The organism is Prevotella sp. P5-92 (assembly GCF_002251245.1).
Taxonomy (GTDB): domain Bacteria; phylum Bacteroidota; class Bacteroidia; order Bacteroidales; family Bacteroidaceae; genus Prevotella.
In genome coordinates this window covers 1-12907 of the sequence record NZ_NPJG01000031.1, presented here as the reverse complement: position 1 = coordinate 12907, position 12907 = coordinate 1, and the positions used below count along the sequence as shown (strand labels likewise).

The following is a 12907-nucleotide window of genomic DNA, read 5'->3' as shown; positions in this document are numbered from 1 at the left end:
AATAGTGTATCTTTGCACCAATTATTCATATAGCATATATCTACGACCTGCTCGGTCGTCGGCGCAATGAGCGGACCAAAGGGCTGGTTATCGTGAATGGGAAGAAAGCATTTAGAAATTAAGAATTAAGAGTGAAGGTTGAATTAAAAATAACGGTGATTTTGTAACTTTTTCCCGTTTTGATAAACATTTTGCTGTTTTGACAAATTGTTTTTCCGTTTTGACATTCCTGTTTCCCTTTTTTCCATTAACTTTGCAGCGTTTTTGAAAATAACGAAAATAATAATGATATGAAATTAAATAGAATAATTAGTATTCTTTACCTCCTCCTATTCTTCACTGGGGAGGTTGAGTTGTATGCTTGGACTTATCCCACCTCTAAGCCGTCAAACCCTTTTACCAGCGGCGACGGCTCATACTCCAATCCATACGAGATAAGGAACGCCCAGGACCTTGCCAACCTTGCCTATATGGTACGCGAGGGAGGGGAGGACTACTCGGGCAAGCACTTCGTGATGACCAATGACATCACCCTCAACAAAAACCTGGTCAATGCCGACTGTACAGACCGCAACACTGGCAACTTCCAGGTATGGACTCCCATAGGCAAATACGGCTATTGGAGCGATAATAAATTCAAGGGCAACTTCAACGGCAATAGCCATACCATCTACGGACTATTTATCGAAGCCAATGACTATTACAATGGTCTGTTCGGCGTGGTTGACGAGGGCACAATACGCAACCTCACCATTGCCGACAGCTATATGTGCGCATCCTACCCCTTCCGTTCCAACTTTTATGGCTTTATTGCCGGCTCGACATCCAATGCCACCTTCCTGAACTGTCACGTCAAGAACTCGTGCGTCAGGAACATCGACAACGCCTCACAGAATGAGTTAGCTATTGGCGGCCTGGTAGGCCGCAGCTTGAATCATGGTGTTTTCCGCAAATGTTCGTTCAACGGCAACTTCGTCCTACATTCCTTCCACATAAAATCCTTAGTCTATGCAGGCGGAATATTAGGATATGGAGACAAAACTTTTAATTCATTCAGTAAAGTCAATCTCTATTCCTGCTCTACCAAAGGTAAGTTCAAGGTTACAGGCTCTCCCGCCATCGGCGTCTATGGTATAGGAGTAAATATAGGGGATGCATACGGCTGTGTGGCTGGCATGGACTTCGACATACAGACACACGGCGAATACTATATCGGAGGGAATGAATATCCCCTTGACGTGGCCAGCTTTTCTTATAAATCAGGACGATGCACACTGTGCACCACATACGGAACCATCAAGGTAGGTGAGCCTGACAACCCGGTACGTGTGCAACCCTTGGGGGAGCAAAATCGTGAGTTATATAACATACGTATAGGAACCTTCAGCTCTGTAGGAATATTAACTAAATGGGATAAAGGACACATGAAAGACCAGTGCGCTGCATATACCAATGTGGAACTGTATCTTCATGACGACAGCAAAGGCAATGCCTTCATCACCTCTTTTGGACTGGCGTTAAGTAATACTGTGTATCAGGGATTAACGCTGAAAAACTGTATTGTGGCAGGCAACCACATCATTGAGAGCAATACCGCTATAGGTTACAACCCAGTAGTCCTTGACTATAATAATGGGGAATCACAGCAAGATGTTGACGACGACTGGGAATGGGCAAAAGGAGTAAAATACTGTACCTACGTAAACGGTGTGAAGGACGAGGGCTTCTATTTCAAAAACGAAAATTTAAAATTCAAGTCAATCACCCCCGAAGAGCTGAAAGGAGATGAGCTTCTCGCCGGGCTGAACGCTCTGAGCGATGGCGGCAACCAGTGGGGCAGGATAACCACTGAGGGCGACCTTAAAAAATACCCCATGCCCGTCATCTGCGGCGGCAGCATATCCGACATGAAGGGAGCAGGCTCGCAAGAATCTCCCTACCTGATAGGCTCAGAGGCTGACCTCCGGCTGTTCCAAAAAACAGTGGAGCAGGGAGATGGTGTGGACAAGTACTACAAGCTCACCGCCGACATCGACATGAGCGAGCAGCCCATGCCTGCCATAGGCCAGGCAAACCCCTTCCAGGGCACCTTCGACGGCAATGGGCACAGCATCAACGGGCTGGTCACCGAGAAGGGATACCTGTTCCACTACCTGCAGGGCACAGTAAAGAACCTCACCCTGCTCGACTACAAGGGCAAGGCAGACAAGACGGGCATCGTCACCTCCATAGCCTGCTTCGTGGGCGGCAGTGCGGATGGACAGGTGTCGAAACCGGGATATATCAAGAACTGCTACGTAAGCGGCAACATAGAGGCATACCGCAGCAGTTTAGTAGCAGACAATAATGTAGCGGCCACAGGGCTCTGCCTGAACATCTACGAGCCCTCAACCGTGGAGAACAGCTACTTTAAGGGCAGCATCAAGGTGTCCAGCAAGACGGTGGACGGACAAATTGTTAATTCTGGAGGTGTGGGTTCATTTTTCCCTGTCACTACCTACCTCTATGTAGGCGGACTGGCAGGTAAGTTTAGTAAAGTGATAGAAAGCACCAACCCCACAGCCATAAAGCAATGCTATGCCTCGTTCACCTATGAATGTGATGAAACGGGGAAAAAGTTTGACAGCAAAACAGTGTATGGCACCATCGCAAATACATCGTCTCATCAGAATGTAAACAACTGCTTCTACGTTTGCGACAAAGAAATCGATAACTATACGGAGAAGTTAGGCTCAGAGAGCGAACTCAACGACAAGCTGGGTGGTTTCTCGGGCTGGAAGAAAGGCTGCTACCGCCCAGTGGTAGAGGGTACAAAGTATTACACCGCTACCCTGCCTGACGAGAGCCGTACAGTGACCTGCCTCGACGCCATTCCTGAGGCCAATACTACGCCCAACTACATCATGAACGTTAAAACATCCGACGACCCGTATGCAGACAAGTTGGTATGGAAGTTGCCGAACGTGGCGGTATATGTGCCAAGCGAGCAGACAGACTATATCCCCAACTGCATGCTCGACCAAACACATGACTTCAAATACACCCCGACATCAGGCGCAGCCACAAAGGGACAGCTAATCTATAATCTGACGCAGACCGACAAGGGCTACCACATGATTTGTCTGCCAGGAGTGGTGGAACGCGTTGATTTGCCAGATGGCGCAAAGGTGATGATAATAGGAAAGATACAGACGGTTGGCGCACAGGAGCAGGTGAACGTGGTGATGGTTGACACCATACCGGCCGGAGTGCCTTGCATGCTCTATGTTCCAACGACAACAGTGACAACAGGAACAACAATACCTCTCGTCATGCGCAGCGGCATAGTATCTACGCCTACAGTCAATGCGACTTACAGCGATTTCAAGGGAACGTTCTCCAAGAACACTAATGTTCCTGTAGGAGCTTGCACAACGGCAAGATATAGTGGCGACAACAACACCTTGCCTTGCTTTGTCAGAAATACGGTGACAACAACAGCCGAGCCCTTCACCGCATGGCTCGAAGGAGCAACAGGCAATGTGCAGATAGTTGACTATATATTGCTCGACGAGGAGAACGAGGCGATGACCATGGCGCTCTGTGAATATAACGCCAAGACATATAACGCCAAGACATATAACGCCAAGAATTATAACGCCAAGAACTGTAATATCAAGATGCGCCGTGCATTGAAGAAAGATGATTGGAACACCATCTGCCTGCCATATTCATTGACATCTGATGAGATTTCTACGTTGTTCGGCAGCGGCACTAAGGTAGAGACGTTCAGCGACTTGGAATATAACAGTGAGACTAATTCCTACACCATGAAGTTCAGCGCTGCAACGGAAATTACAGCCGGCACACCTTATCTTATTAAACCTTCGAAAGATGTTTCGGACAACATCTACGAGATTAAGGACAGGACGATAACTTGTACTTCTGAAACATACGTTCCGACTGGTACATCCCAAACCGCAAATAACACCACCCTCACCATGCAGGGTGAATACAACAAGCGCATGATAACTCCTTTCGATGTGACGGAAAGTGAGAACATCTACGTCATCAGCGGCGACAAGATATACCATGTTAATTCAGACGTGGAGATGAAAGGCTTCCACTGCTATTTCGTGGCAAAGGAATCCACGACAGAACCATCAGTGGGAGGCTCCGGCGCATTCAGCAACGCCAAAGTGATTCACTCCGACGGCACCTCCACCGACCTGCGCCTTATAGACGCAGAAGCTACGGGCGACACCGATGCCGTTTATGACCTGCTCGGCAGAAAGCGCGATGCGCAGACAAAGGGACTGGTCATTAAGAATGGAATTAAAGTATTAAAGTAATTAAAAATTTAACTACAACTGGATACCCTATGAACACGAGTGTTCCATAACTGTGTTCATAGGGTGTCTTCTACTACTGGAGCACCAAGCCAGTTGCGTGCCAAGTCGATTGTTATCACTTATGCGGAATAAATACATTATTAACAAATTTAAATATTATGATTATGATTAAAACTTTACGTTATTCATTGCTGAGCATGCTGATGCTCGTATGTGGAAGTGTGGCTGCACAGAAAGAAACCCTTTGGGCAGAAAACTTTAATTCTTATGCTGCAAATGATGTGCCGGCAGGTGGTGATTATGGCTACGCTTGTAAAGATGGAGAATCTTCAACCAAAGTCTTTATTGAAGCGATAGCAGGAGGTGAGGCACCTGAGTTACTTATCAGTAAGAAAGGAGGTTCATTCTCAGTTACTATTCCTATGAAAGGAAAGAGTGGTGAGATGACATTGAATTTTAAGGCAAACAAAAACACCCTTTTAGTTACATCAGACGACGCTACAATAGGTGATAAGACAAACACAGGAAATGATTATACTATTCCTGTAACAGTAGCAGAAGGAACAGCCTCTGTTACTCTGAAATTTGATAATACTTCATCAAAAAATATCCGTTTTGACAATGCAGAACTGTTTATTGGTGAATCAAAGAAAGCTCCCGGTCTTTCATGGGGAGTTGCTTCTCGTGAGGTGACTATTGGTAGCGAGGATAATAATTTCCCGACTCTTTCTAATGAGAATAATCTCGCAGTTACATACAGCAGCGATAATACTGATGTGGCAACTATTGATGCTGAGGGAAATATCACTCTTGTAGCTGCTGGTACATCTAATATTACAGCTGTATTTGCAGGAAATGAAGAGTTTGAGGCTGGTTCTGTTTCATATAAACTTATCGTAAAAGTAGCGCCCGAACCACCTGTTGATATCACAAACACTCCAGAGACAGCTTATACTGTAGCAAAGGCTAACGACCTCATTACAGCCGGTCAGGGATTGGAGACTGAGGTTTATGTAATAGGTACTATTACCAAGATACAAGAGGTTAGCACATCGTATGGTAACGCTACTTATTGGATTGGTGATGGTGCTGAATATTCTGCCAATGATTTGGAGATATACAGAGGCTATTATCTTGAAGGTGAAAATTTTACTGCTGAAGACCAAATCAAGGTTGGAGATAAGGTGATTGTTTACGGTAAGTTGGTTGATTACAAGGGAACAAAAGAGATGACTGGTTCAAGCATCTACTCTCTTAATGGTGTTACTACCGGCATCTCTGACATTAAGGCTGAGACAATCAATGACGGAGCCGTATATAACGTAGCAGGACAGCGTGTCAACAAGCTCGTTAAGGGCATTAATATCGTTAACGGTAAGAAGGTTGTGAAATAATCTGTTGCTCAAAACGTAATTATTCAGTAAATGAAGATATTTAAAATATATTCACTGCTCGCCGCCACCATGCTCATGGTGGCGGCTTGTGCTCTGATGATGACGACCTGGGTGGCTCATCGGGTGGTAACAACCAGAAGGTTATAAATAAGAGTTTCCCACACCCACTACAGCTGCTTCTGTGGGTGTGGGAAACTTTAGTAATAAGTTGTCAACTAAAAAACTATCAACTCGTCAACTATACTCTACGAGTGTCAGCACCCCACATCAGTTTCTCCCTTAGAGTGGAGAAATAGGTGGAATGCTGGCGCTTTACTATTTTTATACTGTAAGGAGCCTTGCGCAATGTGATGGTCGAACCCTCGCAACACTTCTCGCTGCGACCGTCGAGAGCCACAAGGAAATGATGGCTGCGGCATTCCACCTGAAGAGTGATCACCGAGTCGTCGCTCAACACGATAGGACGCATGCTGAGACTGTGAGGCGCAACGGCAGTGAGAGAAAATACGTGGGTGCCGGGGACGATGATAGGACCGCCAACCGAAAGGGAGTAGGCGGTGGAACCGGTGGGCGTGCTGATCACAAGACCATCGGCCTGATATGTGGTTAGATACTCGCCGTTGATGCTGGCATGGATGGTGATCATCGAGGCACTGTCGCGCTTGAGAATGGCTACGTCGTTGAGGGCGCAGTCGTAACCCACGAAGTCGGTCCCGTCGGTAGAAACCGTAATCACAGTGCGGTCTTCTATCGTGTATTTGCCCTGTTTGATGGCCGATATGCAGTCGTGGAACTCTTCGGGATGAACATCGGCAAGGAATCCTAATCGTCCCATATTGACGCCGATGATGGGAGTGCCCTTAGAGCCTACACGACTCGCCGCCTTGAGAAAGGTGCCGTCTCCTCCCATGGAGACCACGAAGTCGGCATCAAAATCTTCGCCTCTGAACACATTGTCGATGGGAAAGTCAAGACGTCCGGTCTCGACAAGGAAATGATAATATTCACTGTCGATATTCACCTCGGCACCACTATCCTTCAGTGTGCTGATGATTTTGTTTATGAAGGCCGATTTTTTGACCTGAAAAGTGTTGCCGAAAATGGCAAATTTGAGTGTACGTGTCATTATTAGTCGATGTCAAGCGAAAATAAATCGCTTTTTGTTTTGTTTTTTGCGTAATTTATACTAATTTTGCCCCATGAATCGTCGGCAAAGGTAATGCAAAAAGGTAAAACGACAAAATGTTTGCCATAGTTTTTTGTTGCCCAATGCCACTTTTTTATTTTTCAACAATTTATATATGTTATAAAGATGACAAAGTTAAGCGTAAACATCAACAAGGTGGCTACCATAAGAAACGCAAGAGGCGGCAATAATCCCGACGTCTTGCAGGTGGCCCTGGACTGCGAGGCTTTCGGTGCGCAAGGCATCACCGTTCACCCTCGTCCAGATGAAAGACACATCAGATACCAGGATGTGCGCGACATTAAACCAAGGATAACGACAGAACTGAACATTGAGGGTAATCCAATTGACAAATATATCGAGCTGGTGCTGGAAGTAAGGCCCACACAGGTGACGCTGGTGCCAGACGCAGAGAATCAGATCACGTCAAACCACGGATACAACACCAAGCAGTGCAAGGCTTTCCTAACCGATGTGGTGGGACGGTTTAAGGAAGCGGGAATACGCACGTCGATCTTCGTCGATCCAGACGCCGAGATGGTGGCTGCCGCCAAGGAGTGTGGCACCGACCGCGTGGAACTCTATACCGAGCCATATGCCTCGGGCTATCTTGCTGACCGGGAAGAGGCTATAAAGCCATTCGTGGAGGCCGCCGTGGCAGCACGAGAAATAGGTCTGGGACTGAATGCCGGTCACGACCTCAGTCTCGTCAACCTCCACTATTTCCACCAGCATATACCATGGGTGGACGAGGTGAGCATCGGTCATGCGCTGATTTGCGATGCCCTATATATGGGACTGCATGAGACAATAAAGAAATATTTGGAGGCATTGAATTAAAGAAGTTAAGGAAGTTAAAGAAGTTAAGGAAGTTAAAGAAGTTAAGGAAGTTAAAGAAGTTAAGGAAGTTAAGGAAGTTAAAGAAGTTAAGGAAGTTAAAGAAGATAAGGAAGTTAAAGAAGTTAAAGACGAATGTTTGAGCCGAGATAACTCTTTAACTCCCCCAAAAATATAATATTATGGCAAAGATTTATCAATTCATGGCCGAGGGCTTCGAGGATGTAGAGGCATTGGCACCAGTAGATATCCTTCGTCGCGGAGGACAGGAAATAGTAATGGTAAGCATTACGGGTAGTGAATATGTAACATCGGCACATGGCGTGACGCTGAAGACCGACGCTCTCTTCGACGATGTTGACCTTGCTGACGCCGACCTGCTCATGCTGCCTGGCGGACTGCCTGGCTCAACCAATCTCAATGCACACGAGGGACTGCGCGAGGCTCTCGTAAAGCATTATGAGAGTGGAAAGCGCATAGCCGCCATCTGTGCCGCACCGATGGTGTTCGGCTCGCTCGGCTTGCTGGAAGGCAAACGTGCCACTTGTTATCCGGGTTGTGAAAGCACGATGACAGGTGCCGAATATACAAAGCAACTGGTCACTATCGACGGTAATATCATCACTGGCGAGGGACCTGCTGCTGCATTCCCTTATGCCTATGCCATACTCGAGATTTTTGCCGGGAAGGCAGTGGCTGACCAGCTGCGCGAAGGTATGATGTTCAATCATTTGACCGCTAAGTGATGGACCACGCGATAATCGTAGCCGGAGGAAAAGGACTGCGCATGGGTGGCGAGATACCCAAGCAGTTTTTGAAACTTCAGGGACTGCCTATCCTGATGCACACCATAAACCGCTTCCGCGAGTATTCCCCTGAGCTTGATATCATACTCGTGCTGCCCGTAGATCAGCAGGATTATTGGCATGAGCTGTGCCGGAAACACTCGTTCGACGTGAAGGTGCGTATAGCCAATGGAGGCGATACAAGATACCAGTCGGTGAGAAACGGACTCGAGTTGATCGACGACGACCCCCAAGGTGTGGTGGGTGTGCACGACGGCGTGCGCCCTTTGCTCACGGTAGATCTGATAGAACGATGCTTCGCCGGAGCACGCAAGTATGACATGTGCATCCCCGTGGTGCCCGTCGTGGATACGTTGTATCATGTGGGCAAGGGCAATGTGCAACGTGCCGACTACCGTCTGGTGCAGACTCCGCAGTGCTTCCCTCTAAGGGTGATGCTCAAGGCATATGGACAGCCTTTCAGCGAGGCGTTTACCGACGACGCGTCTGTATGCTCGGCATTCGCTAACAGCGAGACGCATATCGATGGCGAACCAACAAACATAAAAATCACTCGTCCAGTTGATATGGCATTCGCAGATGCCATACTCAAGGGCGGACTCAATATCCCTGTCTGCTGATGGTAAACCTCGAAAGCGAGATAACATATCTGCCTGGTGTAGGGCCCAAAAGGGCGAAGGTCTTAGGTGACGAACTCGGCATCAAGACTTTCGCCGATTTGCTCATGACCTTTCCCTATAAGTATATCGACCGTAGCAAGGTTTACAGAATAGCGGAGGTGAACACCGAGATGCCTTACGTTCAGATACTTGGCAAGATACTCAGCTTCGAGACGTTTGAGATGGGACCGAGGAAAGAGAGGGTAGTGGCCCACTTCACCGACGGACATCACCTCATGGACCTCACATGGTTTAATGGCGGACGATATGCACGCACGCATTATAAAATAGGTAAAGAGTATGTGGTGTTCGGGAAACCTACCGTGTATAACGGACGCATCAATGTGGTACATCCCGACATGGATCCTGCCGACGACATACAGCTCACAGGAATGGGCATGCAGCCGTATTACTCCTTGACAGAGAAAATGAAGAAGGCCGGATTCACGCCGCGCTCGATAGAAAGACTCGTGAGAAACCTCTGCGACCTCCTTAAAGAACCTATTCCCGAGACCCTGCCCGAGACGATGACCTCAAGACTGCATCTCGCTTCACGCGACGAGGCCTTGAGAAACATCCATTTCCCGCAGTCGGCCAAAGACCTCGAGAAAGCACGCGTGAGGCTGAAGTTTGAGGAACTGTTTTACGTGCAGCTCAACATCGTGCGCTATGTGAGCGACAACAGACGCAAGTTCCGCGGTTATCTCTTCCCACGCATAGGCGAGAAGTTTAACGGCTTCTATTACAATAATCTCCCCTTCCCCCTCACCGGTGCACAGAAACGTGTGGTCAGGGAGATATGGAACGACATGAAAAGCGGAAGGCAGATGAATAGACTGCTGCAGGGCGACGTGGGAAGCGGAAAGACGCTCGTGGCGCTGATGTCGATGCTCATTGCCATCGACAACGGCTTTCAGGCATGTATCATGGCTCCAACGGAAATACTCGCCGAACAACACCTGCAGACCATTCAGGCCTTTCTCAACGATATGCCCATACGAGTGGAACTGCTCACGGGAATAGTCAAGGGCAAACGCCGCAAACAGGTGCTCGAAGAATTGGCTTCGGGACAAATAGACATCTTAGTGGGAACGCACGCCGTGATAGAAGACACCGTACAGTTTCTGCACCTTGGAATGGTAGTGGTGGACGAACAGCACCGCTTCGGAGTGGCGCAACGGGCAAAATTGTGGAGCAAAAGCGCCAATCCGCCACATGTGCTGGTGATGACGGCAACACCAATACCACGCACACTCGCCATGACACTATATGGCGACCTCGACGTCAGCGTGATTGACGAGCTGCCGCCAGGACGTAAACCTGTCCAGACGCAACATGTCTTTGACGCACAACTGCCGCAACTATACGAAAGCATCCGCAGGCAGATAAGGATGGGCCGACAGGCTTATATCGTGTTCCCGCTCATAGAAGAGAGCGAACGCATAGACCTGAAAAGCCTCGAAGACGGCTATGAGTCGCTGAAACAGATATTTCCCGAATTTAAAATGAGCAAGGTGCACGGGAAAATCAAACCCAAGGAAAAAGAGGAAGAGATGCAGCGCTTTGCCTCGGGTGAGACTCAGATCCTTGTGGCGACAACGGTGATAGAAGTGGGAGTGAACGTGCCTAATGCATCGGTGATGGTGATACTCGACGCCCAGCGCTTCGGACTCTCACAGCTCCACCAGCTGAGAGGACGTGTGGGACGAGGCGCCGATCAGTCATACTGCATTCTTGTCACATGTCCGCAGCTCAGTGCCGACACACGAAAGCGCATCGACATCATGTGCGACACCAACGACGGGTTCAAGATAGCTGAGGCCGATCTCAAGCTCAGAGGACCCGGCGACCTTGAGGGAACACAACAGAGCGGAATGGCCTTCGACCTGAAAATTGCTGACATAGCACGTGACGGACAACTCGTGCAACTGGCACGCGAAGAGGCTCAGACAGTGATTGATGCCGATCCGCTCTTACACAGCGATGAGAATGCTGTTTTTTTGCGCAGATTGTACGAATTGCGCAAAACTAATGTTAACTGGTCTGCTATTTCGTGAGAAAAGTGTTAAAATACACATAAAAAGTGCCATAATAGTTTCTGTTTTCAAATAAAAATTGTACCTTTGCAATGTTGATTTTACAAAACCTGTAGTCTTGTAGCATGTAATGGCATAATTGGATTGTAATTATCGTTACCATACAACGACTTTAAAGATACAAATAACTATTAAAATAATATGATATTTAACAAATTAAAGAAACTTGCCTTAGTGACATTTGTGTCCCTATCAGCTATCCCGACGATGGGACAGGACATCTTGGCACGCCAGGCACCAATCGACAAGAAAATGAAAGCTGTCGATTCTGTTGTCCTCAGCAGACTCGTGCAGATTGAGCAGTTGGAAAATCCGGCTGCTGACCTCTATGAAGATTGGAACAACAAATACGCTCACAAAGCTACCGTGTTGCCAGATACATTCCGTATTGACCTGAGAAATTTCTGTATGCCAACGACCAATAGGGTAGTGACTTCCAACTTCGGACGTCGCTGGGGACGTCAGCATAAAGGAATCGACGTAAAGGTTTATATCGGCGATACTATCAGGGCTGCATTCAGCGGAAAGGTGCGTATGGTAAGATATGACGGTAAAGGATATGGAAAATATGTCGTCATCCGTCACGGAAACGGTCTCGAGACTATCTACGGCCACATGTCGAAACAGTTGGTTGACGAAGACCAGCTCGTAGAGGCCGGCGACCCGATAGGATTGGGAGGAAACACAGGCCGAAGCACTGGCTCGCATTTGCATTTCGAGACCCGCCTGTGTGGCGTCGCTCTCAATCCCGCCATTTTCTTCGACTTCAGAAACCAAGACGTGGTAGGCGATTATTATATGTTCTATCGTAGCCGTCATGATCATGAGTCTGAATTGGCCAACCGCCTACGTGGTGCAGGTAGCGGACGTGACGACATGGCTCAGAACGATGACGACGTGGAACTCTCGGTGGCAGCACCAGAGGCTAAATACACCAAGGACGTCAAGTTCCATAAGGTTACAGCAGGCGAGACACTCTCGTCAATCGCAAGGAAGCGCGGCACTACCGTCGATGCCCTTTGCAAACTGAACCGAATAGGAAAGCGCATACGCCTGATGCCAGGACAAATCTTGAAATACAATTAATAATTCTCACAGTATAAACAAAAGGGGTGGAAAGCAATTTCTACCCCTTTTTCCATTTGGTGGCGTTATCGGAATATCTATGAGGCAAAATGCAGAAAGCAATAAGCATTTCACACATCATTCTTTATCCTTAATATTCGGCTAATATAATCATTCCAATTCCCCTGTTTGTATTTTCCCATCATAGGCTATATGATTATCTCGTACAGCCTATTCCTTTTTATAAGACATACGTCTCGAGTTTATGTTCCGCACTGCGGAACGTACATTCCGCAGTGGTGAACGTACATTCCGCAGTGGTGAACGTACGTTCCGCACTGCGGAATATAAACTCAACACGTTATGATGATAAATCAAACACGTCTGTTGATAATATTTCATTCCTGTTGTCCTTATACTTTCATTCCTTTAGGCCAGTTGTTGTCATCACACCCGTTCTTAGTCCATTCTCTATGCCCTGATATTATGTTCCATTTATCTTTATTCGTATTAATAGTGGATAAATAGAAAAA

8 protein-coding genes are annotated in these 12907 nt (G+C 47.5%); 7 read left to right on the top strand and 1 reads right to left on the bottom strand.

Annotation, left to right across the window (positions count from 1 at the left end; genetic code table 11):
- Positions 1 to 290 precede the first annotated feature (290 nt).
- Positions 291 to 4331: a hypothetical protein gene (locus CIK99_RS03190; protein WP_144007883.1), complete on the top strand. Its 4041-nt coding sequence runs from the start codon at positions 291 to 293 to the stop codon at positions 4329 to 4331.
- Between the two features lie 158 nt (positions 4332 to 4489).
- Entirely contained in the window at positions 4490 to 5725 is a 1236-nt protein-coding gene (locus CIK99_RS03185) for an Ig-like domain-containing protein (RefSeq protein WP_094379698.1), read from the top strand.
- A gap of 238 nt (positions 5726 to 5963) precedes the next feature.
- On the opposite strand, the gene CIK99_RS03180 is transcribed toward CIK99_RS03185, so the two are convergent.
- Positions 5964 to 6851 (bottom strand): NAD kinase, encoded by an 888-nt coding sequence (locus tag CIK99_RS03180; RefSeq protein WP_094379696.1) that lies wholly within the window; start codon positions 6849 to 6851, stop codon positions 5964 to 5966.
- Between the two features lie 186 nt (positions 6852 to 7037).
- Here CIK99_RS03180 and CIK99_RS03175 point away from each other — a divergent pair, with 186 nt between their 5' ends.
- From CIK99_RS03175 to CIK99_RS03155, 5 genes are all read left to right on the top strand, one after another.
- Positions 7038 to 7751, top strand: coding sequence for a pyridoxine 5'-phosphate synthase (locus CIK99_RS03175; protein WP_094379694.1), 714 nt, complete (start codon positions 7038 to 7040; stop codon positions 7749 to 7751).
- Between the two features lie 179 nt (positions 7752 to 7930).
- Complete coding sequence (locus CIK99_RS03170) at positions 7931 to 8494, top strand: DJ-1 family glyoxalase III (protein WP_094379692.1); 564 nt, start codon at positions 7931 to 7933, stop codon at positions 8492 to 8494.
- On the top strand, positions 8494 to 9174 hold the full coding sequence (locus CIK99_RS03165) for a 2-C-methyl-D-erythritol 4-phosphate cytidylyltransferase (protein WP_094379690.1): 681 nt from the start codon (positions 8494 to 8496) through the stop codon (positions 9172 to 9174). The genes CIK99_RS03170 and CIK99_RS03165 overlap by 1 nt, the downstream gene beginning before the upstream one ends.
- On the top strand, positions 9174 to 11270 hold the full coding sequence (gene recG, locus CIK99_RS03160) for an ATP-dependent DNA helicase RecG (RefSeq protein WP_094379687.1): 2097 nt from the start codon (positions 9174 to 9176) through the stop codon (positions 11268 to 11270). Before CIK99_RS03165 ends, recG begins: the two co-directional genes overlap by 1 nt.
- A gap of 180 nt (positions 11271 to 11450) precedes the next feature.
- Positions 11451 to 12395 (top strand): M23 family metallopeptidase, encoded by a 945-nt coding sequence (locus CIK99_RS03155; RefSeq protein ID WP_094379684.1) that lies wholly within the window; start codon positions 11451 to 11453, stop codon positions 12393 to 12395.
- The last annotated feature ends 512 nt before the right edge of the window (positions 12396 to 12907 follow it).